This window comes from Kitasatospora sp. CB02891 (assembly GCF_002803145.1).
Lineage (GTDB): Bacteria > Actinomycetota > Actinomycetes > Streptomycetales > Streptomycetaceae > Kitasatospora > Kitasatospora griseola.
The window spans coordinates 464,885-489,878 of the sequence record NZ_NNBO01000005.1; the positions used below are offsets into that span (position 1 = coordinate 464,885).

The window sequence follows — 24,994 nt, forward strand, 5'->3', positions numbered from 1 at the left end:
GCACGGGGTACTCGGTTCCGGCTTGGTCGTGGACGGCGGCGATCCGGCACCGCCGAGTGATCACAACGGGTTTCCGGCGCCGAGCTGATCGATACGGCAGTCAGGGCGGCGGAGTCACCGCAGTGCTGCGCGCATCTGGGCCGGCCCGGTCTCCGTCGCCCACGTGCGGAGAACAGGCGGACCATGGCCGTGCCCCTCAAGTCTGTGCACCGTCAGCCGACCGCCCCAGCCCTCCTACTGGTCTCCGCCGCCTTTCCGGCAGCGGCCTTCGCGATCCGCCCATCGCCCTCGCACGCCGCCCCTGCTGCTGCAGCCCGGGGTGTGCCTCGGTCTGGTCGGTGGAGGTGGTGCGGCGGGGCCTACCGGGGCGTGGCGGAGAAGTGGACGGGTGCTTCGAAGGCGGCGCGGCGGGCGGCGCGGCGGAAGACGGCGAGCACGGCGGGGCCCGCGATCAGTACGGCCAGGCCGGTGGTGACGGCGCGTCCGGTGTCCCAGCCGAGCGAGGTGGCCAGGTCGAACAGGAGGTAGCGGTGCCACTGTTCGGTGAACGGGAGGCCGGGCAGGTAGGCGATCGAGCTGTGCGGGTCGAGGGAGAACGGCCAGAAGGAGAGGTTGAGCAGGAAACCGAACAGGTAGCCGGACAGCACCCCGTAGCCCGCCAGCAGCAGTACTTCGGCCCGGCCGCGCAGCCGGGGCAGCAGGCCGGCGATCAGGCCGACGAACGCGCAGCCGAACATCTGGTACGGCATCCACGGGCCGACGCCGCCGGTGAGCAGCGCGGACGCGAACAGGGAGGTGCAGCCGAGGGTGAACCCGAAGCCGGGCCCGAAGACGCGGCCGGCCAGGACGAGGAGGAAGAAGACGGTCTCCACTCCGGCGGTTCCGGCGCCGAGCGGGCGCAGGCCGGCGTTGACGGCCGAGAGCACGCCCAGCATGGCCAGCGCCTTGGCGTCGATGCCGCCCGAGGCGATCTCCGAGATCACCACGGCCAGGATCAGCACCAGCAGCGCGCCGAAGATCAGCGGAGGTGCGTACGCGGACCCGAACCGGCCGGGGGCGACGACGAACGGCCACAGGAAGGCGACCAGCCCGGCGAACGCGGCGCACGCGATCACGGCCCGGGCCCGGAGCGGGACGCGGACGGCCCGGACGGCGGCGCTCACCGGTCGGCCTCCGGCTTCGGTTCCGGAGACGGTTCGGCGAGGGCGGCGGCGACCTGGTGGACCGTCAGCCAGGGGAGCGGGGCGAGGATCTTGGCGGTCTGCGGGGCGAAGACCGGAGACGCGGTGATCACGGCGGGCGTCGGGCCGTCGGCGACGCTCCCGCCCTCGGCCAGCACCACCACCCGGTCCGCGGCGGCGGCCGCGAACTCGACGTCGTGGGTGGCGACGACCACGGCCCGGCCCTCGGCGGCGAGGCGGTCGACGATGGCGATCAGGGCGTCCTTGGCGGGGTAGTCCAGTCCGCGGGTGGGCTCGTCCAGCAGGACGACGGGCGGGGCGGCGGCGAGTTGGACGGCCAGGACGAGGGCGAGCTGCTGGCCCTCGGACAGGTCGCGCGGGTGCAGGTGGCCGGGGACACCGGGGGCCAGGGCGTCGAGCAGGGCGCGGGCCCCGCGGTCCGGTGCGGGCGCGGACTCCCGGTCGGCCTGGGCGAGTTCGGCGTCCACGCTGTCCAGGTAGAGCAGGTCCGTCGGGGTCTGCGGGACGAGCCCGACCAGCCGCCGGGCTTCGGCCGCCGGCACCCGCTTGGGGTCCTTCCCGGCGACCAGGACCGTGCCGCCCTGCCGAGCGCCCGAGCCCTGGAGCGCCCACAGCAGCGAGGACTTCCCGGAGCCGTTGCGCCCCATCAGCGCCACCACCTGACCCGCCGCCAGGTCGAGCGACACCTCCCGGACGGCGACCTGCCGTCCGTGCCGAACCACGACCCGCTCCGCGCGCAGCACCCGCTCGCCCGGGCTGCGCGCGGAGCGTACCGGCGGCACCGGCCGGGCGGCCAGCCGTTCGCGCAGCGGCGCGGCGGCCCGGCGGGCGTCGCGCACCGACAGCGGCAGCGGCCGCCAGCCGGCCAGCCGCCCGAGCTGGACGACCGGCGGGGCGATCGCGGTGTCCCGGAAGACCTCGGCCGGGAGGCCGTCGCGCACGGTGCCGTCACCGGGCAGGTACACCACCCGGTCCGCGTACTGCACCACGCGTTCCAGCCGGTGCTCGGCCAGCAGCACAGTGACGCCGAGGTCGTGCACCAGCCGGGTGACGGCGGCCAGCACCTCCTCGGCGGCCGTCGGGTCGAGCGCCGAGGTCGGCTCGTCCAGCACCAGGACGCGGGGGTGCGCGGTGAGCACCGAGCCGATCGCCACCCGCTGCTGCTGGCCGCCGGACAGCTCGTGCAGCGCCCGGTGCCGCAGCTCGGCCAGGCCCAGCAGGTCGAGGGTCTCCTCGACGCGCTTGCGCATCACCTCCGGCGGGACTGCCAACTGCTCCATCGCGTAGGCCAGTTCCTCCTCCACCGTGTCGGTGGTGAACCCGGCGAGCGGGTCCTGCCCCACCACGCCGACCACGTCGGCGAGTTCGCGCGGCGGGTGGTGCGCGGTGTCCCGCCCGTCGACCGTCACCCGCCCGTGCAGGGTGCCGCCGGTGAAGTGCGGCACCAGCCCGTTCACCGCGCCCAGCAGCGTCGACTTGCCGGAGCCGGTCCGGCCCACGACCAGGCACAACTCGCCTTCGGGGACGGTCAGTTCGACGTCCCGCAGGACCGGCTCGGACGCGCCGTGGTACACCACGGACACCTGGTCGAAACGGATCACTCGGACACCTCGGAGAGTTCACGGTCGGAGACGGGACGAAGAGAGGGCGGCGCGGCCGCCGTCGGAGGGCGTCCCGGCGGCGGGGCCAGTACGCCCGCCGTCCCCGCCAGCAGCAGGGCCAGCACCGGGACGACGGGAAGGGAGGGCCAACTCAGCGGGTAGAGAGACGGGTTGAGCGCGGTCGCGTCGTAGCCGACCGACCCGCACAGCAGCACCGCCGCGGCCAGCCCGCAGCCCGCCACCCCCCACTCGGCGCCCCGCCACGGATCCGGCCGGTACGTGGTGCGCCGCACCCGCCGCCCGCCCAGCGCCAGGCCCGCCACGCACAGCGCCGACCCGGCCGCCAGCGCGGGCAGGCCCAGCCAGGCCGGGGCCGTACCGTCCAGCAGCCCGTACAGGCCCGTGCACAGACCGGCCATGCCCGCCAGCAGCAGCGCGCCCGTGGCCCGCCGCGAGGAAGGCGAAGCCGACCCCGAACGGCCGTAACCGCGCGAGTCCATGGCCGCCGCCAGGTGCAGCGAGCGGTCCAGCGCGTCGCTCAGCACCGGCACCACGATGCCGCGCAGCGCGTGCAGGCCCTTCGCCCGAGCGGCCCGCAACCGTCGGGCCCGGCGCACCCGTTGGGCGCTGGCCACCAGCTGCGGGGCGACGCTCAGCGACACCGTCACCGCCACCCCCAGCTCGTACAGCGCGCCCGGCAGCACCCGCAGCGCCCGCTTCGGGTTGGCCAGCGTGTTGGCCGCGCCGATGCAGCACATCAGGCAGGCCAGCCGCAGCCCGTCCACCATCGAGGACAGCACCGCCTCCAGCGACACCGGCCCGCCGATCGAGATCCCCGCGTACCAGGCGGGCGTCGGGAGGTGCGGCAGGGTCAGCAGCACGTGGTCGTCCGGCGTCACCCCCGTGGCGAACACGCACCGGAACAGCACCCGGATCGCCACGATCGTCAGCGCCAGCCACAGGTAGTACTTGAAGCCGCGCGCCCACGGGGCCTCGGTGCGCCGCGCGGTGACCACGAAGCCCAGCACCGCCAGGACCAGCAGGAGCAGCAGCGGATTGGTGGTCCGCGACGCCGCCGTGCCCAGCGCCAGCGCCCACGCCCACCAGGCCAGCGGATGCAGGTCGCGCGGGATCCGCTTGCCGGAGTCGGCCGCCCGGCGGGTGCTCACTCGCGGTCCGCCCGGCGGCGGCGCACCGCCACTGCCGCCGTCGCGGTGCCCAGCGCGGCCACCAGCACCACGCCCGCCACCACCGGGGCGATCGAACCGGAGGACGGACGCGGGGTGTCCGCGAGCGGAACGGCGTCCACCGGGGCGGGGGAGGCGCCGCTCGCGGTGGGTGAGGGGCTGCCGGTCGGGTCGGAGGAGGGCGACGGCGACGCCTTCGGGCTCGGGGAGCCGGCGGCAGTCGCGCTGCCGGTCGGCTCCGGGTCGGGGTCGGCGGTCGGCCCTTCGCTCGAACTTCCGCCGCCGGTGGGGTCGTTGCCCGCCCCGGACGTCGGGGCCGGGGCCTTGCCGCCCCCGCCGGAGCCGCCGCCGGACGATCCGCCCGCGCTGCCGCCGCTCGTGCCGCTACCGCCCGTACCGCCGCCGGTGCCACCGGTGCCGCCGCCCGAACCCGAGCCGCCCGGTGCCGAGTTGAGGGCGCGCACCGAGTCGGGGGAGAAGGACGGGCCGCCCCGGGTGCCGCCGATGTCGGTCTCGCCGAACACCCACGCGTCGACGCTCCCCGGTACCGGGTGGTAGCTCATGGCGCCCAACTGGCTGTAGGACCAGGTGTTCTGGCCCGGATCGGCGTGCCAGTACGACCAGTACGCGGTGGCCGGCGGGGTCAGCATGCACTTCTCCTGGTCGGGCGGCGGGAACTGCTTGCCGCCCTGGTAGCCGCTGTACCCGATCCGGCAGATGAAGCCCGGGCCGTCGTGCTGGGTGCCGGCCGTCTTCCAGCCGCCCTGATTGAGGAGTTGGTAACCGGTGGTGGGCGTGCTGCCGCAGGCGCGCAGCACCGGGCCGCCCCACCGGCCGAAGTCGATCGCCAGCACCACGTTCCGACTGGTCGTGCACTGGTCCATCGGCAGCGCCTCCGCCCGCGCGGGTGACGGGGCCGGCCCGCCGAGCGCCACGGCCAGGACCGTCCCCGCGGCCGCGCCCAGCCGGGCCGGCCGGGCGAACCGCCCGCTCACCGGGAGCCCCCGTCGGCCTTGGCCCGCCGCCGGAAGGCGACCAGCACCGCGCCGCCCCCCACCGTCAACAACAGCCCCGGAACGACGAGTTCGAGCACATCGGTACCGGTGAACGCCAGCCCGGAGGAGGTCGACCCGCCGCCCGTCGAGGTGTCCACCACCGTGCCGCCGGACGTGCTCCGAGAGGGGGAGGGGGACCCGGTCGGTTCCGCGGAGGCGGAGGCGGAGGGCGACGCGGAGGAGGACGGCGACGGGGAGCCGCTGGGCTCGCCGGGAGTGCTGTCGTCCAACTTGTGGCTGAGCGTGCCGAAGGAGCGGCCGGTGACCCCGCCCGCCGCCTGGGCGGAGGCGCGCAGGTCGGAGGTGCGCGGGCCGTCGGCGGCGACGGTGAAACCGCCGTCGGCGTTCTGCTGCCCGGCGAGGAACTCGGTGGCCCGGGCGATCCGGGCCGCATACGCGTCCTGGCGCAGGCTCAGACCCTGGACGGCGAGCGCGGCCGAGTTGACCGAGTTGCCCGCCGAGCCGGGGAAACCGCCGTCCGGCAACTGCCGGGCGGCCAGCCAGCCGAGGGCCCGCTCGACGGCCTGCCTGCTCTCCCGGTCGGGCAGCAGGTCCAGGGCCATCGCCGCGATCGCGGTGGAATCCACGTCCGGGGTACGGGAGTTGGGGATCAGGCTGGGCCAGGAGCCGTCCGCGTTCTGCAGCCCGCGCAGGTAGGCGACGGCCGGCCCGGCCTGCTCGGCGTGCCCCGCCCGGACCTGGGCCATCACGCCGAGGGCCTGCGAGAACACCGACTGCGCCCACTGGTAGTTGCCCGGCCCGTCGCAGCCCGCGTTCACGTCGGCGTGGTCGCAGACCATCCGGTCCAGGGCGGTGATCAGGTCCTGTCCGCCGAAGTGCCGCGGGTCGCGTCCGACGATCTCGGCGAGCAGCGCCTCCTTGGCGACCGAGCCGCCGCCGGCCCACTCGGTGCCGATCGCCGTCCAGTCGTTGACGGACCGTTCGGAGCGGTCCTTGCCCTGCTGGTCGAGGAAGTCGGTGATCCGGCGCAGCGCCGCGTCGTCCGTGCCGGTGGCGGCCAGCGCGTACGCGGTGTCGATGGTCAGGCCGAAGTCGGCGAAGTCGGTGAAGCCCTCGTAGTAGTGGCCGTCGATCAGGCGGGCGCGGTCGGTCAGGTAGGCGCCGGCCCTGGCGAGGTCGGGGGTGCGGGCGGGCTGCGGGGCGTTGACCCGCCGCAGCACGGTGGCCGGGTCGGTGCCGGTGAGGGCGAGGATCGCCTGCTCGGTGGCGGGCGCCTCCGAGTCCGGGGTCCACTCGTCGGGGCCGAGGCCGCCGTCGGCGTTCTGCCGTGCGGCCAGCCAGGCGGTGGCCCGGTCGGCCTCGGCGGTGCGCCCGGCAGCGTGCAGGGCCTGAGCCGCGACGGCGGTGGACAGGGTCTCGGGGGAAGCGCCCGCGTACGGCACGAACGCGCCGTCGGCCCCCTGCTGGGCGGTCAGCCAGGCCACCCCGCGGTCGGCCACCGGCTGGTGGCCGCCCGCCAGTCGCAGCGCGATCACGGTCTCGGCGGTGGACAGCGGGTCGGACTCGCAGTACTGGCCGGGGCGGATCAGCGTGCCGGCGAAGCCGCCGTCGGCGCACTGCACCCCGGCGAACCGGTCCAGCACGGCGGGCGCCGGGACGACCCCGGCGCGGGCCAGCGCGATCACGCCCATCGCCTGCGTCCACGGGTTGGCCGCGCCCTGGAAGTCCCCGGCGGCGCTGCACTTCCCGCCCTGCCCGGCGGCGTCGCAGACGTGGTCGGTGAGCGCCGCGACCAGGTCGCGGCCGCCGAACGAGCGCGGGTCGCCCCCGGTGGCCTCGGCGACCAGCGCCAGCAGCGCGGCGGCCCGGGCGTCGGGCGCGGCGCCGGCCGACGCGCCGTTCGGGAACAGGAACGCGTCGGCGTGTGCGGCCAGGAACGCGGCGACCTTGCGCAGCGCCGCGTCCTGGGTGCCGGAGCCGGCCAGCGAGAGCGCGGTCAGCGCGGTCCGCGGGAAGTCCGGGCCCTCGAACGCCCAGTTCTCCATGTGGTCGCCGTCCGTCAGCTGCGCCGCCAGCCAGGCCGCGGCGGCAGCCGGATCGGCGGTGCGGCCGGGCGGGGCGCCGGTGCCCGAACTCCCGCCGGGCGACGGGCTCGGGCTGCCGGAGGGGCCGCCGCTCGCACTGGGCGACGGGGACGGGGACGGGCTGGCGGCGTTCTTCGCCCGCACCTCGTCCGGGGTGAACTTCGGCCCGCCGGTGGTCCCGCCGAGGTCGGTCGCGCCGTACACCCAGGCCTCGACCTCGCCGGCCTTCGGCTTCTGGCCGTCGGCGCCGAAGCGGCTGTACGTCCAGGCGGTGGCGCCGGGTTCGGCGATCCAGTACGACCAGTAGGCGCTGCCCTGCGGGGTAGTGGTGCAGGGTTCGGTGGCGGCGGTCGGGTACTGGGTGCCGGTGGCGAACGCACCGGTGCCGATCCGGCAGATGAAGCCGGGGCCGTCGTGCACGGTGCCCGCGGTGGTGAACCCGGCGTTGTGCAGCAGGTTCATGCCGGTGGTCGGGTGGGCGTCGCAGCCGCGGACCAGGCCGCCGCCCCAGGGGGAGAAGTCGACCGCGACGATCGCGCCGGTGGTGGCGGTGCACTGCTCGACCGGGTCGGCGGCCGCCGTGCCCGGGTGTCCGAGCAGCAGGGTGCCGGTGGTGGCGGCCGCGACGAGCGTCGCGAGCAGGGCGGCGGCCGGGCGGCGGCCACGGGTTCTGGACGGGTGCGTGCTGGTGCTGCTGTGGTTGACCCTCACCGGTGACTCCCTGATCGGGTCGTGGCGGGGTGTGACAAGGCAGCGGACGGCGGACTGGCCCCCGTACCGACTGCGTCGTAGTCCGCGACGACGCATGTGGTGCTGACGAACCCCCGGTGGCAGGCATTCCGGCTCCCCCGCCGCACGGGCAGGGCTACGGTTGCGGGTCAGCGCCGGATTCGGACCGGCTTCCCCTGACCTCCGAGGTGGAAAACCCGTTCATCAGACCACGTGAGCTGAGGGGGCGTCAACGCGCCCGGCAGCCAGTCGAAGTGCGCCCGGAGCGCTCGGAGTGGTGCGCAACTACCGCTTGATCGGCGGAGGTTGACCGGTAGGACCGACGGCTCGCCGGAGTCGTGTCGGGTACGTCACCCTGTCGGCCGGCCTGCTGCGTGGGGTACCGTCCGCGGTGGCCGAGCAGGGGAACCCGGTGGGAGTCCGGGACTGACGCGCAACGGTGAGGGGCCTTCACACGCCCGAGTCCGAATGCCTGCCGGCCGTGCACCACGAGCGAAAGCCACCCACGCGATCCGGGCGGCGGCCGCCCCGGACTCCGGCCGGACGCCAGCGCGTTCCGCCGGTGCGACGGGGACGCGTCGGCGCCCCGACCCAAGGAGTCCGTTGTGACCCGTCGTTCCACCACCGCCCTGGCCGCCGTCGCCCTCGCCGCGGGCGCGCTGCTGGGCACCGCAGTCCCCGCGCAGGCCGCCACCCCCGCACAGATCGCCACTTCGAAGACCAACGGCGTCGCCTACCTGAAGACCCTCCAGGCCGCCGACGGCAGCTACGTCACCTCCGGCGGGCTGTCCAACGAGTGGGCGTTCAGCGCGCTCGCCGCCGCCGGGACCGCCGCCGTGGACGTGCTGCCCGGCGCCGACCCCGCCAAGAACGCCCGCACCGTCTACCGCGGCCAACTCGCCGCCGCCACCTGGCCCGGCGCGTCCCCGGTCGTCACCGACTACGAGCGGGCCATCCTCAACTCCTACGCCGCGGGCATCGACCCGGCCCGGGTCGGCGCAGGCCGCAACCTGATCGCCGACCTCGCCGCGTACTGGCAGAGCGCCGAACCCGGCTACTGGGGGCCGTCCGGCAACTTCAACGGCACCGTCTTCGGTCTGCTCGCGCTCGGCAACGCCCGTACCCAGAGCGGGAGCCAGCGTGTCCCGCAGACACTGCTGGACGCCTCGGCCGCCGCCGTCCGCGCCAACCAGCACACCGACGGCGGCTGGAACTACAGCAAGGCCGCCGGCGACCCGACCGCGCTCGCCCAGGCCTCGGACATCGACATGACCGGCGCCGCGATGGCCTCGCTGTGCGCCGCCGGCGTGCCCAGCACCGACAGCGCGATCACCTCCGCCGCGAGCTTCCTGGCCGCCAACCTGAACGCCAACGGCTCGTTCGCCGCCATGTGGGGCCCCAACACAGACTCCAACGGCTGGGCGGTCTCCGGGCTGAACGCCTGCGGCATCAACCCGCAGGGCGCCGCCTTCACCAGCGGCAGCGGCAAGACCCCCGTCGACTACCTGATCGCCCAGCAGTTCAACCCCGGCGGCGGCTTCAAGTACCAGTCCACCGACACCACGCCGTCCGCGTACGCCTCGGTCGACGGCCTGCGCGCGGTGGCCGGCGGCGGCTTCACCGCCACCCCGCCCACCCCCGTCACCTCCGGCGCCCCCACCTGGGTCGCCACCACGGCATTCACCTCCGGCACCGCCGCCCGGATCGCCCTCACCGTCGACAACGGCACCGGAAACCTCAAGGTCTGCGCCGTCACCCTCACCCCGACCGGCTCCACCACCACCCTCGGCGCCGTCCTGGACGCCGCCGCCACCGCCACCCCCAGCGGCTGCGTCACCGGCGTCACGCCGTCCAGCGGCAGCGGCGCGATCACCGCCGTCAACGGCACCGCCAACGCGGGCGCCAACAGCTGGAAGGTCCGCCTCGACAACGGCACCGCCGCCACCGCCACCAGGGCCACCACCGTCAACGCCGGCGACACCGTCTCCCTGCGCTACGGCAGCTGACGCGGCATCAGCGGCGCGCCGCAGCGCAGGTTCCAGCGCGCGGCGCGCCCGCTGAGCGAGGTGACGGTGAGCGGGGCGACGTCCAGCCGCCAGAACGCGGCGGGCGGCAGGGCGAGGGCGTGCACCACGGCGGCCCGGACAACGGCCGGCTCGGCCACGGCGAGCACGCGGCCGGTGTCGGCGGGCAGCGCGTCCAGCCAGCCGCCGACCCGGGCCAGCAGCGCGCCGACGGACTCCCCGCCGGGCGGGGCGAAACCGGGGTCGGACAGCCAAGCGGCGATCGACTCCGGTTCGGCAGCCGCGAGTTCGGCCAGCGGACGGCCGCGCCAGGCACCCGGATCCAGGTCGGCGAGACAGGGCTCGTCCGCCGGCATCAGGTCCAGCGCCCCGGCGCTCTGCCGGCAGCGCGGCGACGGGGCCGACAGCACCCGGTCCGCCCTGGGCACGGCCAGCGTCCGGGCCGGAGCCAGGTCGGCATCCGTCAGCGGCAGGTCGTCACCGAACCGGGCGCCGCGGCCCTCCGCGCCGAGCGCCGGTGCGACCAACATCACCCGGACCGTCACAGGCCCACCCTCCCAAAGATCATCCGTCCACGAATCGTGGATCGGAGTGCCGCGCCCCTGGCGGGCCGTGCCGGGGAACGGTACCTTCTCGGCGAACAACCCCATATCAACGACGGTGCGTGGAAGTCCGGTGCAAGCCCGGCACGGTCGCGCCACTGTGAACCCCTGACCAGGGGGAAGTCAGACCCGCCTCCGTCGTTTCCTGCTCCACACGACCGGGACGCGAGTTCCCGCAAGGAGGTCACACCGCCATGGCTCACCCCATCGCGCCCGCCGCCGTCACCACGCCGGCCCTCACCCCCCTCTCCGTCAAGGCCATCGCCCCCTGGGCGGCCTTCTTCGGCATCCTGCTGCTCACCCTGCTCTACTTCGTCGGCGCCGAACAGGGCGCCACCTCGCTGCTCTCCGGCGAGAGTGTGCACGAGTGGGTGCACGACGGGCGGCACCTGCTCGGCTTCCCCTGCCACTGACCCGCTCCGGCAGAAGAAGCGAGCAACTGAACACATGAACTCCCACACCGTCAGGAACCTCCTGGTCCGCGGCATGCTCGCCGGCCTCGGCGCGGGCGTCCTCGCCCTGATCGTCGCCTACCTGCTGGGCGAACCCCGGGTCGACGCGGCGATCGCCTTCGAGGACTCCCACAGCCACGAGCACGGCGAGGAACTGGTCAGCCGCACCCTGCAGTCCACCGCGGGCCTGGCCACCGGCATCCTGATCTACGGCCTCGCGCTCGGCGGCATCGCCGCCCTCGCGTACTGCTTCGCCCTCGGCCGCACCGGCCGCTTCGGCCCCCGGGCCGGCGCCCTGCTGCTCTCCGGCGCGGCACTGGTCGCCGTCTACCTCGTCCCGTTCCTCAAGTACCCGGCCAACCCGCCGTCGGTGGGCGACCCGGAGACCATCGGCAAGCGCACCACCCTGTACTTCCTGATGATGCTGCTGAGCGTGCTGCTCGCGGTCGCCGCCGTGGCGGCCGGCAAGCAGCTCGCCCCGCGCCTGGGCAACTGGAACGCCACCCTGGCCGCCGGGCTCGGCTACGCCGCGCTGATCGGCCTCGGGTACGTCCTGCTGCCCGCCGTCAACGAAGTCCCCGAGGACTTCTCCGCCTCCCTGCTCTGGCAGTTCCGGGTTGCGGCCCTGGCCATCCAGCTCACCCTGTGGCTGTCCTTCGGGCTGCTCTTCGGCCACCTCGCCGAACGCCTGCTGCTGCCCAAGCCGGCCCGCCCCGCCAACGCAGCCGCCGAGGCGACCCCGGTCGCCAACTAGCGACTCCGACGGGCCGGTTCGCACCTTTCATGCGGTGCGGACCGGCCCGTCGGCGTTCCCGGGGCCGGAGGGCGGGGCGCCTACTGGGCGACGTCGGGCGCTCCGTCGTCCGCCGCACCCGCCCCTTCGGCGGCGGCCAGGCGGGACAGCGCCTCCGCCAGCGCGTGCTGGAGGGCGCGTACCCGCGCGGTGCACCCGCCGACCTGACGCCGGTTCGCGAGCAGGGCCTCGTACTCCCGCTCGGGGAGCACGACCAGCACCTCCTCGCCGATCCTGATCCGCTGCACTTCGCCCCGTCCGGCCATCGGCCGCCCCCTTCGATCGCTCCGGCCGGTCCGGGCGGGCGCGCGGCGTGCCCGCCCGGACCGGTGTCATGTCAGTCGATCCGCCGGTTCTGCAACTCCGCGCGCAGGGTGCGGGCGGCGGCGACCAGGCTCTCCACCGAGGCCCGGGTCTCGGGCCAGCCGCGGGTCTTCAAGCCGCAGTCGGGGTTCACCCACAGTCGCTCGGCGGGGACGGCGGTGAGTGCGAGGCGCAGCAGCAGGACGGTCTCGGCGGGGGACGGGACGCGCGGCGAGTGGATGTCCCACACGCCCGGGCCGACCTCCGCCGGGTAGCCGGCCGCGGCCAGCTCGTGGGCGACCTGCATGTGCGAGCGGGCCGCCTCCAGCGAGATGACGTCCGCGTCCAACTCCTCGATGGCGCGCAGGATGTCGCCGAACTCGGCATAGCACATGTGGGTGTGGATCTGGGTGTCGGCGCGGACTGCGGCGGTGGTGAGGCGGAACGCGTCGGTGGCCCAGTCCAGGTAGGCGGGCCGGCCCGCGCGGCGCAGCGGCAGCGTCTCGCGCAGCGCCGGCTCGTCCACCTGGATCACCGCCGCGCCCGCCGCCTCCAAATCCGCGACCTCGTCCCGCAGCGCCAGCGCGACCTGCCGGGCGGTGTCGGCGAGCGGCTGGTCGTCGCGGACGAACGACCAGGCCAGCATGGTCACCGGGCCGGTCAGCATTCCCTTGACCGGACGGTCGGTCAGGCTCTGCGCGTACGTGTACCAGTCGACGGTCATCGGGTACGGGCGGGAGATGTCGCCGGCGAGCACCGGCGGCCGCACGTAGCGGGTGCCGTAGGACTGCACCCAGCCGTGCCGGGTGGTCAGGTAGCCGGTGAGCTGTTCCGCGAAGTACTGCACCATGTCGTTGCGTTCGGGTTCGCCGTGCACGAGGACGTCCAGCCCGGCCTGCTCCTGGAAGGCGATCACCTCGCGGACCTCGTCCTCCATCCGCTTGCGGTAGTCCGCCTCCTCCAGTCGGCCCGCGTTCAACTCGGCGCGGGAGGCGCGCAGTTCGGCGGTCTGCGGGAAGGAGCCGATGGTGGTGGCGGGCAGCGGCGGCAGCTGCAACCGGGCGCGTTGGGCCTCGGCGCGGACGGCGTACGGGGCGTCGCGGCGGGTGTCGGCGGCGGTGACGGCCGCGGCGCGGGCCCGGACGGCCGGGTCGCGGGTGATCGGGGACGCGGCGCGGGACGCCAGGTCGGCGCGGTTGGCGGCGAGTTGGGCGGTGATGGCGGAGCGTCCCTCGCGCAGGGCGCGGGCCAGCAGCGCCGCCTCGGCGGCCTTCTGCCGGGCGAACGCCAGCCAGCGGCCGATCTGCGGGTCCAGGTCGCGCTCGGCGGCCACGTCGAGGGGCACGTGCAGCAGCGAGCAGGACGGGGCGACGTCCACCCGGTCGGCCAGGCCGAGCAGGGTGGCGAGGGTGGCGAGCGAGGCGCCCAGGTCGTTGATCCACACGTTGCGGCCGTCCACCACGCCCGCGACCAGGCGTTTCCCGGGCAGGCCGCCGACCGCGGCTAGGTCGGCGAGGTTGCCCGCGGCCGGGCCGGTGAAGTCCAGCGCCAGGCCCTCGACCGGCGACTTGGCGAGCACAGGCAGCGCCTCGCCGAGCCGGTCGAAGTAGGAGGCGACCAGCAGCTTCGGACGGTCCGTCAGCGCGCCGAGATCCCGGTACGCGCGAGCGGCGGCGTTCAGTTCGGCCGGCGTGCGGTCCTGTACGAGCGCGGGCTCGTCCAGCTGCACCCACTCGGCGCCGGCGGCCCGCAGGTCGGCCAGCAGTTCGGCGTACACGGGCAGCAGCCGGTCGAGCAGGGTGAGTGGTTCGAAGCCGTCCGGCGCGCCGGGTGCGGGCTTGGCGAGCAGCAGGTAGGTGACCGGGCCGAGCAGTACCGGCCGGGCCCGGTGGCCCTGGCCGAGTGCCTCGCGGAGTTCGCCGACCTGCTTGGCGGAGTCCGGGGCGAATACCGTGTCCGGCCCCAACTCGGGTACCAGGTAGTGGTAGTTGGTGTCGAACCACTTGGTCATCTCCAGCGGCGGCGTCTGCTGGGTGCCACGCGCCATGGCGAAGTAGCCGTCCAGCGGATCGGCCTCGTACGCGGCCCGGTGGCGGGGCGGGATCGCGCCGAGGGCGACGGTGGTGTCGAGCACGTGGTCGTACAGCGAGAAGTCGCCGGTGGGGACTTCGGTGATGCCGGCGCCCACCAGTTGGCGCCAGTTGGTGCAGCGCAGTTCGGCGGCGGTGGCGAGCAGCGCGTCGGCGGTGACGGCGCCCTTCCAGTAGCCCTCGATCGCCTTCTTCAGCTCCCGGTTCCCGCCCTGGCGGGGGTAGCCGTGGACGGTTGCCGCGGCTACGGACTTCGTAGTCAAGGGGACTCTCCTCGCGAGCCTTGATCCTGGGTCCGGTGCACAGGAGGGCGCGCGGGGTGGCGAAGACCGGGCGGTGCGGCGCTCGACCGCGCCTGCCCGCCGGGTGTCCGTGCCGACCCGCCCTCGAGGTCACCGGCTACCGGGTGCGAACGGACGCATCCGGGCAACGGGCAGGTCTTCGGACTCGCGGGCACACCCGGGGAGTTGATCGATCCCGGGCACCTACTGGCCGTCGCTTCCCAGGCCCGTCCGGACCCAGTGCGTATGACGGCGGTCGTTCCCACTCACCGCTGCGGGGCAGTCCCGGATTCCCACCGGGTTCCCTCTTACGACGCCCTGCCTGGCGGACAGGGCGAACCAGTTGCGCGGTCAGTCTAGAACGCCCCGGGCGGCTTCCGGCGCAAAGTCGGTGATGTGTCCGGTCCCTGGGAGGGGTCGGCGCGGCGCAGCAGGCAGGTGTCCGCGACCCAGCCCTTGCCCTCGCGCGCCTTCTGCCTCAACCCGGCGATCCGGTAGGCGAGTTCAGCCAGTGGGCCGGGTACCCGGGCCGGCGCCGTGATGGATGTGCCCGCCCTCGGGGTCGATCTCCGTGAACGCGACCTGCCCGTTCACCGGCACTGTACGACTGTGTGAGCGCCGAGCCGGACCGGGTCCTGGTGCCGCGGGCAGCGTGCTGGGTGATCATCTCCGGCCGCGGCCGCATCAGGTCCCGCCGCCCGGCCGTCACCGCGGAGAACGTCAACGCCGCGTGGACGGGCACGGTGGCGCCCGAGCCCACCAGGACCGACGAGGTCAGCCGGTGAACTCCTGGATCAACCTGGACGCGATCTGGCGGATCGTCGTGGTCGGCCTGCTCACCGGCGCCGGCCTGCCCGCCCTGTTCGCCCTCGGCCTGCGCCTGCTCAACCCGGCGCCCCTCCCCGGCCGGCCGGCCACCGACCGCCCCACCGCCGGACCGCTCGGCCGCACCCTGGCCGGGCTGATCTTCGCCGTGGTGCTCGCCACGATCGGCTGGGGCGTCTCCGGCATCGTCAACCACCGGTGACCGGTCGCCGGCAACGGCAGCAGGATGGAGGCCTTGCCCGGCGAACACGGCCGTCTGCCCTTCGCCGGCGACACCTCGGCCAGCACCGTGTGCGCAGGGGTGGATCACCCCGCCGGGAGCGGGCGGTTCCTGCCGGAGGCGGCTGCGTGGGCGATTCGCGGTCCGTAGGGTTGTCCCGAACGGGCCGAGCGGAGTGGCTTCCCGGCCCGGAGGGCAGGAGGTGGTCGCGGTGCAGTTCCAACCCGTCCTTGTCACTGGTGTCGGCGGGCGCGTCGGCGGGGTCGGACGAGCGGTCGTCGACCGGTTGCGTGCCGAGGGCGTGCCGGTCCGGGCGCTCGTGCACCACGACGACGAGCGGGCCTCGGCGCTGAGGGCCGTGGACGGCGTCGAGGTGGTGGTCGGTGACCTCACTCGCGGGGCCGACGTGGCCGAGGCGCTGGCGGGCTGCCGGCGGGCCTACTTCGGGATGGGCGTGTCGCCCGCGTACCTGGAGGCGGCGACGACGGTGGCCGCGGCCGCGCGGGAGAGCGGGGGTTTCGATCTGCTGGTGAGCATCTCGCAGATGACGGTCTCGCAGATGGACCTCACCAGCCGTGCGGAGTCCCGGCAGCAGCGGCTGCACTGGCTGACCGAGCACGTCCTCGACTGGTCGGGGGTCCCGGTCGTCCACGTCCGGCCCACCGTGTTCATGGAGAATCCGCTGTTCGCGCGGATCGCCCTCGCGTCGATCCTCCGCGACCGCACGATCCGTCTGCCGTTCGGGTCCGCGCGGACCTCGCCGGTCGCCGCAGCCGATGTGGCGGAGGTCGTCGCACGGCTGCTGCTCGATTCAGCTCCGCCGTCCCGCCGCGTCTACGAACTGACCGGAGCGCGCTCGCGTGACATGAGCGTCATCGCGGCCGAGTTCTCCGCCGCCTTGGGCCGGGCCATCACGTACGTCGACGTGCCGTACGAGGAGTGGTTGGACCGCGACCTCAGGACGCAGGACCTGCCGCCCCACGTCTTCGAGCACATCGCCACGATGGCGCGGCTGCACGGCGAGAACCGGTACGACCGGGCCACGAACGACGTTGCCGAACTCCTCGGACGCCCCCCGCTGGGGTTCGACCACTTCATCAGGAACACCCCCGGCCTGCGGCCGTAGCCGACTCCGTCGCTCCTGCCGTGGTCCGCCGGGGTCCTCAGTTGTCAGCGGGAGGAGAGACCTTGCCTCCCGAAGATCCTTCAGTTCCTCGCGGACCAGCCGGACGATCTGGCCCTCCTGCGGTCCTCGGGCCTTGTCGTTGCCGCCTACGAGGGCCCGGGCGCGGGGGTCGACGCCCAGTTCAGTCTGTGTCGCTCGGGGCAGTCACCTCGGCCGGAGCTGGCGAGGCGCCAGGTGGCGAGCTTGCCCCACCGGGACCCTGACTCTTTTCACAGGGAGTCCACGAGCCCGCCGTCGATGACGAAGTCGGCACCCGTGATGTTCGCGGCGCCTGGGCCGGCGAGGAACAGGACGAGGTCCGCGACCTCCGCCGGGCGGGTGAAGCGGCCGGTCGCGGACTGGGCCGCGGCAGCGCGGGCCACGTCGTCGGGGCCGGTACCACGGGATCGACCGACCGTGGCGGCGACGCCATCGGTGCCCTGCCACAGCGCGGTCTCCACCGGGCCGGGGCCGATCGTGTTCACCCGCACCCCCTGTGGTCCCACCTCCTTGGACAGGGCCTTGCAGAAGTTGGTCAGTGCAGCCTTGGCGGCACCGTAGTCGATGACCAGGGGGTCCGGCAGCCGGGCGTTGACCGAGGAGACGGTGACGATGCGTCCCGCGCCGGAGGCGAGCAGGTGCGGCAGGGCAGCCCTGGTGGTGCGGACGGCGGTCAGGAGGTTGACGCTCAGGGCCCAGTCCCAGTCCTCGTCCGTCACGCTCAGGAAACCGTCCACCCTCGGGCGCACCGCTCCGACGTTGTTCACCAGCACGTCGATGCCGCCATGGAGCCGGGCGGCCTCGGTGATCAGCCCGGCCGGACCGCCCGGTGTCGCGAGATCGACTTCCACGACGGTGAGGTTCGCGCCCTGCTCCACGTGCGTGTCGAGGGCCTCGGTGCGTGTCCGTGATCCCGCGACGACGTGGCATCCCGCTGCGAGGAACGCCTCGGTGATCGCGAGCCCGATGCCACGCCCGGCCCCGGTGACGACGACGGTCTGGCCGGTCAGACCGTCGTCGTCACCGGGCCTCGCCGATCGCGACGGTGTGGAAGGGGTCACCGCGAGGTCTCCACGGTCGGTCGTGCCGGCCCGCCGAACGCGGTGTCCGCCGAGCTGCTGTGCGGTCGGCGTCCGTGAACGAGGACGACGGCGATCGAGGTTGTCACGGCTGGAGCCTCTCTGAGCGTGCGCGCGCGGGTGCCCTGACCCGGTATGTCCGTATCAGACCGGAACCCCGGCGGACCTGCATCAGGAAGGGCCGTGGTGTTCACGGTGGGCTACCGAACAGCTGCGGGTCGGGTGTGAATCTGGAGGGGGTTTCGGCGCCGCCCGCGCGTTCTCCTCATCGAGCTCCTTCACCGGACCACTCGTCCGGCGGGAAGCAGTTGCTCGGGATCACCCCACCGCCCGATCCGTGATCATTCTCGGCACCGACGGATGCGGTGCGGCGGTTGACGCTACGCCGGTGATCACGGGCTTCAGTGCGGCCGACCCGCCTGGCGCAGGGGGTTTGGCGGGTCGGGTCAGCGTGTTGGAACTGCCGGAGGGGGCCTGCCGTTGCGGGGTGGGCCCCCTCCGGTTTGCTGCTGGATGCCGGCCGGCCGGTCGGGGTCAGGCGGTCGGGATGATGCCGAGCTGCTGGAGGACCTTCACGCCGTCGTCGAGTCCGAGTTCCTCGACGATGAGGCCGTTCTGGACCTTGAGGACCGTCTTGCCGGTGAAGCGGAGTGTCCTGCCGGATGCCGCGGGGGCGGAGCCGATGGGGAGGTCGTCGAAGACGATCGGCCCGGTGTGGGTGCCGCCGCCTTCCCACTGTCCGACGACGTAGTCGCCTTCGGCGATGAGGTCCGCGGTGCCCCAGAAGTTGAGGTCCGGGAACGCGGTGCGGAAGTTGGTCGCGAAGGCGCGCACCTCGTCCCGGCCGCGCATGGGCTTGTGCAGCGAGTACTCGAACCGGATGTCCGGGGCGGCGAGTTCGTCGATGATTTCGGGGTTGAAGGGGTTGCCCCAGAATTCGGTGAACCAGCGGCCGACGATCGCCTTGTTCTCTTCGAGCGACATGGTTTTTCCTTTCTGTTGTTGCCATCGGTTCGCTTGCGGCGTGATGACATTCCGAAGACGTTCGTCGAGTTCGAAACGTGAGATCGGTGGCGAGGATTTATAAGGTCGAACTGAGGGGCTGGCAGTCGGTCGAGGGATCGCTGGCTGCGGGGCCGTGCCGGAATGGGCCCTCGCTGCGGCCGCGAGGTCTCTGCGGCCTCTTCGCGGGGCGGTTGCGGCAGGGTTCTGCGGGCGGCCGGCGGTGAGGCCGAGGGCCTCGTAGACGGTCTCCGCCGTTGTGCCGCTTCAGGCGATCACGTGTTCGATGCCCGCCGCGCGGGCGTTGCGCAGGAGTTCGATCTTGGGCGCGTGTGCCACCCATTCCTCCTGGGTGGGCTCCATCCGCGTCAAGCCGTCGCGGGCGGTGCCGCTGGTCGGGCCGATGGCCGAAATGCCGACCGGCACCGAAGGGCGTAGCGAACTGGAGCTGGGCCGATCGGGTTCTTTCTTCCGAGAGGTTTGGGAAGGAGTATTCGGCAGCGGTCGCGCGCCGCTTCTGCGGCCCGTATTTATGGGCGTCGAAGACGGTCAGGTCGTATGTCTTGTCCTACCGGTCGGCCGTGATCCGTGCAGTTCCGGAGTCGAGGTCCAGTCAGTGGCGGACCGGCGCCGCCAGTCCGTCGGGGTCGGGGATCCCGGCGGGCAGGTTGACGGCGACCTGGTGCGGCCCGGGACGTCTGCTTCCCCGGCTCCCGGGGATCGCGTGGGCAGTCGGCATCCGCAGTACGGTCTCGGAGTCGCTGGGGCCTTGAGGGTAGAAACGGAGCAGGTCACGAGGTCCAGACTGCGGAACTGCCGCGCCGGTGCGAGTCCAGCAGGTGGGTGTCGACGATGCCGATCGCCTCCATGAGCGCGTACATGGTGGTCGGGCCGACGAAGGCGAAGCCGCGCCGTCGCAGTTCCTTCGACAGCGCGATGGACTCGGTCGACTTCGTGGGGATCTCCGCGAAGGTCCGGGGGCGGGGGGTGGTTTCGGGCCGGAAGGACCACACCAGGTCGGCCAGGCCCATGTCATCGCGCAGTTCGATGGTGGCGCGGGCGTTGGTGATGGCCGCCTGGATCTTCTGTCGGTTGCGTACGATGCCGGCGTCGGCCATCAGCCGGTCGACGTCGCTCTCGGTGTAGGCGGCAATCACGTCCGGGTCGAAGTCGTCGAACGCCGCACGGAACGCGGGTCGTTTGCGCAGGATCGTCGCCCAGGACAGGCCCGCCTGGAACCCTTCCAGGCTGACGCGCTCGTAGACGCCGCGTTCGTCGGTGACCGGCATGCCCCACTCGGTGTCGTAGTAGTCGCGCAGTAGGGGGTCGACGGCCGCCCACGCGGGACGTCCGAGTCCGTCCGCTCCGACGACGACGCCAGGGTCGGCGGTGGTGCAGCTGGTTTGCTGTGTCATGTGTTTATCCGTCGAGCCCTGTCATGCGCATCGTGATGTTGATCCGGCCGTGGCTGATGCCGCACCCTGCGGGGGCGGTGTCCTGGTGCACCTTGGTGACACCGTGGAACGCGGGGCGGGCGGGTCCGCCGAAGACGAAAAGGTCGCCGGAGGCCAGCAGCCGGTCCGTATAGGGTTTTGCCCGGGTTTCGGTGTTGCCGAAGCGGAACGTGCAGGTGTCGCCGATGGACAGCGACACGACCGGGGCGCGGGATTCCTCGTCCTTGTCCTGGTGCATCCCCAGGCGGGCGTTGGTGTCGTAGTAGTTCACCAGCGCGGTGTCGGGCGTGTACGCGTCGATCGTGGCCGCATCGTGTCCGGTCGACCGAAGAGCGGAGCGGCCCAGCCGGACCATCCAGTCGGGGAACGGAAGGACCCGGGCCCCGTTCACGTCGGTGGCCGCTCGCGTGTACCGGTACGGCTGCCAGTGCCAGCCCAGGCACACGGTGCGCACGGACATCCGGTGTCCGCGGACTGTCGCGGCGCGCAGGGGGACGGGGCCTCGCACCCACTCGTGGAACCGGTCCGCGATCCACTGCTGCTGTTCCAGGGACAGCCAGTTCGGGACGTGGGCGGCGCCCGGGGCGATCTCCTGCGCGTCGCGCTCGGGGAGTTGCGGAGTGAACAGCACGGTCATCGCCCCTCCTGCGTGCGGGTGCGGTACTGGAGGGTGTCGTCCTCGACGAGCCAGGTGGTGCCCTGGGCGGTCACGCCGGCCAGGCCGTTCAGATTGCTCAGGCCGACGAGTGCGAGCGTGCCCGGATCGCCGATCCCGGCGGTCGCCAGGGTGCGTTCGGGGCGCCACGGGGTCGACCACAGCAGCCGCCGGGTCATCTGCGCCCAGCCGGTCGCGGGGCCGGTCATCACCCACAGGTCGGGGTCGGCGTCGGCGAATCGTGAGGCGTGGCGCAGCCAGGAGGCCCCGGTCTCGGGCCAGGTGATCGTGGCGAGGATGGTGCCCTCCGCGCGGTCCCAGGCCGATTCGATCAGGCGTGCACTCTCCCGTGCGTGCGGGGTGCGGCCGGAGCCGATCACGACGGTCCGGGCACGGCGGTCGCGGGCCAGTTGGACGATGGCCGCGACCTCGGCGGCCGTGGCCGTCAGGTCTGCGTCGTAGCTCGCCGGCCTCTTCAGCAGGGGGCTGGTCAGGGGGTCCATGGTCGACCCTCCTCTCGGGCGGTCCTCCACCGCTGGTAGCGGTCCTTGCAGCAGGCGCCGCAGGGCCGGAACCCGGCGGCGAGGGCAGTGGCCTCGTCGGCGAAGAAGACTCGGTGCCTCACGTAGCCGCCGCGGGCGATGGCACGCAGGGCGGCAGGGCAGTCGAGCCGTCCGTAGATCTTCGAGTCGCGATGGCCGCCCCACTCTCCCTTGACCGGCGACCGGTAGAGCCGGCCGTCGGCCCCCAGGAGGGTGAAGGCGTTCATCGCGTCGCTCACGCGGCGTCGTGGAAGACGAGGGCCAGGGTGTGACGTTCGCCGGACCGGACGGCGGACACGCCGTGGCGAACCGGCGCGGCGGACCATCCGCGGACGGACCTGACGGGCCGGTCGCGGGTGGTGAACAGGTATCCGTGGCCGTGCGGCAACAGCGTGGACGTGCCCCGGGACTGGGCGCGCGGGCGCTGTTCCAGGAGCAGGAACTCGCCGCCCGTGTGATCCACCCCGGGCTCGTTGAGGTTGACCACGACCTGAAGCGGGAACACGAGGTCGCCGTACAGGTCGCGGTGCAGGGCGTTCCAGTCCTTCTCCCGGTAGCGGAGCAGGATCGCCGTGGACTTCGTCTGGCCGGCGTCGTGGCACATCTGCAGCCACTCGTCGAGCGAGTCCGGCCAGGGCGCGGGCCTGCCCAGCTTGGTCCACCAGTCACGGGCGACGGGCAGCAGCCTCGAATACAGGGCCTGCTTGAGCCGCTCGACCGGCTCGGGGTAGGGCGCGTCGAAGTACCGGTACTGGCCCTCACCGAACCGGTGCCGGCCCATGTCGACGGTGCTGCGGAACAGGCCGTCCTGCTCGTACAGCTCCCTGATCTCCACCGTCTCCTCGGGAGTCAGCAGCTGCGGCAGCAGCGCGCCGCCGTACTCGTTGACCTCCGCGGTGATCGCCTCCCAGTCGCCGGACTCGACGCGGCCGCGCCAGCGGTCCGTCTTCTGCCCGGTCGCCTTCGTGGTGCTCATGCCGCGGCCTCCAACTCCAGCAGCGTGGTCTTGGCCTCAAGCCCGCCGACGTAGCCGCCGAGCGTGCCGTCGGTGCGCAGCACCCGGTGGCACGGGACGACGATCGGCAGCGGGTTGGTCGCACAGGCGGTGCCCACCGCCCGGACGGCCTTGGGGTTGCCGACGAGCTCGGCCATGTCCCGGTAGCTGCGAGTCTGGCCGTACTCGATCTCCGGCAGATGCGTCTGCACCAGGCGCCGGAATCCGTGCGACAGGGACAGGTCCAGCGTCAGGTCGAAGACCCGGCGACGCCGGGCGAAGTACTCGTCGATCTCGCGAGCCGCCTCCTCCAGCCGCTGCGGGGCGCGCAGGATCCGCGGGCTGAGCTTCTGGCCGAGGGCTTCCAACACTCGATCGTGGTCCTCGCCGGCGTACGCCACGCGGACCAGCCCCTTCGGGGTGGCGGCGAGCAGCAGCTTGCCGACGGGCGAGTCGATGGTCGTGTAAGCGACATCGATCAGGTCGGCCTGCTCCGCGGCCCGCTCCAGGCGGCGGTGGAGGCGACTCAGAGTGTCGGCGTCCACGGCTGTCGACAGCAGGACGGCCATGTCGTCATCGTTGCGCATGTCGCTCACGACGATGCTCCTCTCACGATCGCGCCCGGATAGTGTTTCCTGAGATTCCTGAGCCCGTCCGCGGCGGCCCTCCTGGCCGCCTCGACGGTGCCGCCGAGGATCTCCGCGATCTCGGCGTACGCCAGCCCCGCCACATAGCGGTAGGCGACAGCCTGGCGTTGTTTGCTGGGGAGCTCTTTCACTGCGGCCCACAGGTCGGTGTCGCCGGGATCAGGGATGCCCCGCCCGGTCGGTGCTTCCGGTACCTCGTCGACCGGCACGGGATTCCTCTTCGCGGCACGCAGCACGTCGATCGCCTTGCGGTGCGCGATCGTCACCAGCCACGCCTCCACGTTCGCCGTCTCCGGCAGATCGGGATAGGCGCGCATGGCGGCCAGGAAAGTCTCCGACCACGCGTCGTCCGCATCGTGCGGGCCGAGGACGACCCGGCAGACGCGCAGCACGGTTGCGCCGTGCTGCGCGACCACACTCTCGAACGGTTGTTTCATGTCCATCCCATTGATGACGTACGTGCGGTGGCAGACGTGAGATTCCCGGTCAGAACAATCGTCCGGCGTCTCCCGCCGGCGGCTCCTCGAGCTCAAGCAGTGCCTGCTTGCGTTCCAGCCCGCCTGCGTACCCGGTCAGAGCCCCGGTGGAGCCCACGACGCGGTGGCACGGGACGAAGATGCACAGCGGGTTCGCGCCCACGGCCTGTCCGACCTTCTGCGCGAGGCTGCGGTCGCCGACCCGCTCGGCGATACGGCCGTAGGTGGTCGTGTCACCGCACTGGATGCTCTTCACGACGTCCCAGACGGCGTGCTGGAACGAGTCGCCCTCGGCCGCGAGCGGAAGATCGAAGTCCGTACGCTGCCCCGCCAGGTAATCGCACAGCTGGTGGACCGCTTGGTTCAGCAACGGGTCCGTGGCGTCGCTGATCTCGGGGCCGAACGTCTCCTGCGGGGGCCGGCGGACATGATGCCTGAAGTACAGGCCGGTGATGGTCTCGTCCTTGGCGACGATCGTGACCGGTCCAAGGTCCGTCTCGATCACGACGTGTCGAGTATTCATCCGCGCCTCCCTCTCTCACCCCGTAGACGCACGCCGCCCGAAGAACGTGAGATCGGCTTTGGGGGTACTGCCGCGTCATCTTCAACGTGTACGAGATGAAGCGGCTCGGCCGTGACACCACCGAACTCACCACTCACGGCCTCATCGTTCTTCGGCGCGATGGCGCAGACCGAGCGGGGGAACACCCGCGAGTCGACGCTAGAAGGGCTCGAAACGCGGCCTGTAAGGGCAAGCACGGCGGTCGGCCAAGGACATGCTCCACACCGCGCGGGCGGTGAGTCCGTCGAGCAGATCCAGCCCAACCCGATCGTCCCCACCGGCAAACGCAAGGGACAGAATCCCGCCGTCGCGGCCATCTACCGGGCGCTCGCGGAGCACGCGAAGAAGGCGGCGCACCCCGAAGCCGTCGCGCCAGCCCGCGCCGACTTCACCGCTCTCCCGGACGGCGGAGTCCCCGGACCTCGCCCCGTACTACCTGATCGAGCGTCACTCTGATCACAGAGAACTGCCTGTCACTTCGTGGCAGCTTCGGGAGAACAGGGCCTTTCATGGGGCCGTGACGGCGGAGGCGAAGTCGGGGTGCACGCCGAGCTGGGCGAGCATGACGCTGACCCCGATGTAGCAGTTGAACTCCTTGACCTTCCCGTCCTCCACGTACCAGAAGTCGGCGGTCGGGATGCTGAGTCGGGCGCCGGCTGCGTGGACGGTGCCGGCGGGCGTCTCGAAGGGGTCGGTGACGGTGCCTTCGATCGTCAGCTCGACGGCGACCACGTCGCCCATGACGTGGAGCCGGTGCAGTTCGCGGTGGATGTCGGGTGCCAGGGCGCCCATGAAGGCGACCTGGTCGCCTAGGTGTGCGCCGCGGTAGCTCTCGCCTGCGACGACGTTGTTGAACACCCCGTCCGCGGCGAACAGGTCGATGAAGCCCTGCACGTCGAGGACGGTGCCTTCCGCTGCGTGATAGGCGGCCCGGACCACGGCCTCCGTTTCGGTGGTCATCGCGTTTCCCCTTCCGAAAGCAGCAGCTTGCGCCAGTTGTGAAGCGGTT

27 protein-coding genes and 3 riboswitches are annotated in these 24,994 nt (G+C 72.9%); of the genes, 6 read left to right on the forward strand and 21 right to left on the reverse strand.

Annotated elements, in window-relative coordinates; translation table 11 throughout:
* Positions 1-359: 359 nt before the first annotated feature.
* From CG736_RS14860 to CG736_RS14880, 5 genes are read right to left on the reverse strand one after another with little or no spacing between them, the layout of a single operon-like run.
* Positions 360-1,163, reverse strand: a complete 804-nt coding sequence (locus CG736_RS14860) for an ECF transporter S component (RefSeq protein ID WP_100586677.1) — start codon at positions 1,161-1,163, stop codon at positions 360-362.
* Complete coding sequence (locus CG736_RS14865; protein WP_100586678.1) at positions 1,160-2,803, reverse strand: ABC transporter ATP-binding protein; 1,644 nt, start codon at positions 2,801-2,803, stop codon at positions 1,160-1,162. Before CG736_RS14865 ends, CG736_RS14860 begins: the two co-directional genes overlap by 4 nt.
* Positions 2,800-3,972 carry a CbiQ family ECF transporter T component gene (locus CG736_RS14870; protein WP_100586679.1) on the reverse strand — a complete coding sequence of 391 codons (1,173 nt, stop codon included), beginning with the start codon at positions 3,970-3,972 and terminating at the stop codon, positions 2,800-2,802. The genes CG736_RS14865 and CG736_RS14870 overlap by 4 nt, the downstream gene beginning before the upstream one ends.
* The gene (locus CG736_RS14875) at positions 3,969-4,985 is read right to left on the reverse strand and encodes a hypothetical protein (RefSeq protein WP_100586680.1); all 1,017 of its coding nucleotides are present in this window, start codon (positions 4,983-4,985) and stop codon (positions 3,969-3,971) included. Before CG736_RS14875 ends, CG736_RS14870 begins: the two co-directional genes overlap by 4 nt.
* Entirely contained in the window at positions 4,982-7,801 is a 2,820-nt protein-coding gene (locus CG736_RS14880) for a prenyltransferase/squalene oxidase repeat-containing protein (protein WP_100586681.1), read from the reverse strand. Before CG736_RS14880 ends, CG736_RS14875 begins: the two co-directional genes overlap by 4 nt.
* 100 nt (positions 7,802-7,901) lie before the next feature.
* A riboswitch (cobalamin riboswitch) is annotated at positions 7,902-8,035 on the reverse strand.
* Between the two features lie 130 nt (positions 8,036-8,165).
* Positions 8,166-8,314: riboswitch (cobalamin riboswitch) on the forward strand.
* 110 nt (positions 8,315-8,424) lie between these two features.
* Between CG736_RS14880 and CG736_RS14885 the strand changes: the two genes are divergently transcribed.
* Entirely contained in the window at positions 8,425-9,825 is a 1,401-nt protein-coding gene (locus CG736_RS14885) for a prenyltransferase/squalene oxidase repeat-containing protein (RefSeq protein ID WP_100586682.1), read from the forward strand.
* On the opposite strand, the gene CG736_RS14890 is transcribed toward CG736_RS14885, so the two are convergent.
* Complete coding sequence (locus CG736_RS14890; protein ID WP_100586683.1) at positions 9,813-10,388, reverse strand: histidine phosphatase family protein; 576 nt, start codon at positions 10,386-10,388, stop codon at positions 9,813-9,815. The genes CG736_RS14885 and CG736_RS14890 overlap by 13 nt on opposite strands.
* 251 nt (positions 10,389-10,639) lie before the next feature.
* On the opposite strand from CG736_RS14890, the gene CG736_RS14895 reads away from it, so the two are divergent.
* A complete protein-coding gene (locus tag CG736_RS14895) occupies positions 10,640-10,858 on the forward strand; it encodes a CbtB-domain containing protein (protein ID WP_100586684.1) in 219 nt (72 codons plus the stop codon).
* A gap of 34 nt (positions 10,859-10,892) precedes the next feature.
* The gene (locus CG736_RS14900) at positions 10,893-11,651 is read left to right on the forward strand and encodes a CbtA family protein (RefSeq protein ID WP_100586685.1); all 759 of its coding nucleotides are present in this window, start codon (positions 10,893-10,895) and stop codon (positions 11,649-11,651) included.
* 80 nt (positions 11,652-11,731) lie between these two features.
* Here CG736_RS14900 and CG736_RS14905 read toward each other — a convergent pair whose 3' ends face one another.
* Complete coding sequence (locus CG736_RS14905; protein WP_100586686.1) at positions 11,732-11,956, reverse strand: hypothetical protein; 225 nt, start codon at positions 11,954-11,956, stop codon at positions 11,732-11,734.
* A 71-nt stretch (positions 11,957-12,027) separates the two neighbouring features.
* The gene (gene metE, locus CG736_RS14910) at positions 12,028-14,346 is read right to left on the reverse strand and encodes a 5-methyltetrahydropteroyltriglutamate--homocysteine S-methyltransferase (RefSeq protein WP_100586687.1); all 2,319 of its coding nucleotides are present in this window, start codon (positions 14,344-14,346) and stop codon (positions 12,028-12,030) included.
* Between the two features lie 151 nt (positions 14,347-14,497).
* A riboswitch (cobalamin riboswitch) is annotated at positions 14,498-14,723 on the reverse strand.
* 252 nt (positions 14,724-14,975) lie between these two features.
* Between metE and CG736_RS36210 the strand changes: the two genes are divergently transcribed.
* The 3 genes from CG736_RS36210 to CG736_RS14920 all read left to right on the forward strand — a co-directional run bounded on the left by CG736_RS36210 (position 14,976) and on the right by CG736_RS14920 (position 16,535).
* The gene (locus tag CG736_RS36210) at positions 14,976-15,149 is read left to right on the forward strand and encodes a hypothetical protein (protein ID WP_157815589.1); all 174 of its coding nucleotides are present in this window, start codon (positions 14,976-14,978) and stop codon (positions 15,147-15,149) included.
* Positions 15,146-15,391, forward strand: coding sequence for a hypothetical protein (locus CG736_RS14915; RefSeq protein ID WP_100586688.1), 246 nt, complete (start codon positions 15,146-15,148; stop codon positions 15,389-15,391). The genes CG736_RS36210 and CG736_RS14915 overlap by 4 nt, the downstream gene beginning before the upstream one ends.
* A 229-nt stretch (positions 15,392-15,620) precedes the next feature.
* Complete coding sequence (locus tag CG736_RS14920; RefSeq protein WP_100586744.1) at positions 15,621-16,535, forward strand: NAD(P)H-binding protein; 915 nt, start codon at positions 15,621-15,623, stop codon at positions 16,533-16,535.
* A 269-nt stretch (positions 16,536-16,804) separates the two neighbouring features.
* Here the strand turns inward: CG736_RS14920 and CG736_RS14925 are convergent, their stop codons facing one another.
* The 13 genes from CG736_RS14925 to CG736_RS14980 form a co-directional block, all read right to left on the reverse strand.
* Entirely contained in the window at positions 16,805-17,635 is an 831-nt protein-coding gene (locus CG736_RS14925; RefSeq protein WP_198520503.1) for an SDR family oxidoreductase, read from the reverse strand.
* A 552-nt stretch (positions 17,636-18,187) separates the two neighbouring features.
* Positions 18,188-18,637, reverse strand: coding sequence for an ester cyclase (locus CG736_RS14930; RefSeq protein WP_100586689.1), 450 nt, complete (start codon positions 18,635-18,637; stop codon positions 18,188-18,190).
* Positions 18,638-18,922: 285 nt separating this feature from the next.
* On the reverse strand, positions 18,923-19,081 hold the full coding sequence (locus tag CG736_RS36215) for a hypothetical protein (RefSeq protein WP_157815590.1): 159 nt from the start codon (positions 19,079-19,081) through the stop codon (positions 18,923-18,925).
* 187 nt (positions 19,082-19,268) lie between these two features.
* Positions 19,269-19,394: a hypothetical protein gene (locus tag CG736_RS38385; RefSeq protein WP_255419008.1), complete on the reverse strand. Its 126-nt coding sequence runs from the start codon at positions 19,392-19,394 to the stop codon at positions 19,269-19,271.
* Positions 19,395-19,446: 52 nt separating this feature from the next.
* The gene (locus CG736_RS14935) at positions 19,447-20,070 is read right to left on the reverse strand and encodes a DNA-3-methyladenine glycosylase I (RefSeq protein ID WP_100586690.1); all 624 of its coding nucleotides are present in this window, start codon (positions 20,068-20,070) and stop codon (positions 19,447-19,449) included.
* 4 nt (positions 20,071-20,074) lie between these two features.
* On the reverse strand, positions 20,075-20,746 hold the full coding sequence (locus tag CG736_RS14940) for an alpha-ketoglutarate-dependent dioxygenase AlkB (RefSeq protein ID WP_100586691.1): 672 nt from the start codon (positions 20,744-20,746) through the stop codon (positions 20,075-20,077).
* The gene (locus CG736_RS14945) at positions 20,743-21,267 is read right to left on the reverse strand and encodes a hypothetical protein (RefSeq protein ID WP_198520504.1); all 525 of its coding nucleotides are present in this window, start codon (positions 21,265-21,267) and stop codon (positions 20,743-20,745) included. Before CG736_RS14945 ends, CG736_RS14940 begins: the two co-directional genes overlap by 4 nt.
* Complete coding sequence (locus CG736_RS14950; RefSeq protein WP_232733996.1) at positions 21,255-21,545, reverse strand: Ada metal-binding domain-containing protein; 291 nt, start codon at positions 21,543-21,545, stop codon at positions 21,255-21,257. Before CG736_RS14950 ends, CG736_RS14945 begins: the two co-directional genes overlap by 13 nt.
* Positions 21,542-22,282, reverse strand: a complete 741-nt coding sequence (locus CG736_RS14955) for a 2OG-Fe(II) oxygenase (RefSeq protein WP_100586692.1) — start codon at positions 22,280-22,282, stop codon at positions 21,542-21,544. The genes CG736_RS14950 and CG736_RS14955 overlap by 4 nt, the downstream gene beginning before the upstream one ends.
* Positions 22,279-22,887 carry a methylated-DNA--[protein]-cysteine S-methyltransferase gene (locus tag CG736_RS14960; protein WP_100586748.1) on the reverse strand — a complete coding sequence of 203 codons (609 nt, stop codon included), beginning with the start codon at positions 22,885-22,887 and terminating at the stop codon, positions 22,279-22,281. Before CG736_RS14960 ends, CG736_RS14955 begins: the two co-directional genes overlap by 4 nt.
* Before the next feature lie 5 nt (positions 22,888-22,892).
* Positions 22,893-23,390 carry an RNA polymerase sigma factor gene (locus CG736_RS14965; RefSeq protein ID WP_232733997.1) on the reverse strand — a complete coding sequence of 166 codons (498 nt, stop codon included), beginning with the start codon at positions 23,388-23,390 and terminating at the stop codon, positions 22,893-22,895.
* 43 nt (positions 23,391-23,433) lie between these two features.
* Positions 23,434-23,928 (reverse strand): methylated-DNA--[protein]-cysteine S-methyltransferase, encoded by a 495-nt coding sequence (locus CG736_RS14970; RefSeq protein ID WP_369880199.1) that lies wholly within the window; start codon positions 23,926-23,928, stop codon positions 23,434-23,436.
* A gap of 564 nt (positions 23,929-24,492) precedes the next feature.
* On the reverse strand, positions 24,493-24,945 hold the full coding sequence (locus CG736_RS14980) for an ester cyclase (RefSeq protein ID WP_232733998.1): 453 nt from the start codon (positions 24,943-24,945) through the stop codon (positions 24,493-24,495).
* Between the last annotated feature and the right edge of the window lie 49 nt (positions 24,946-24,994).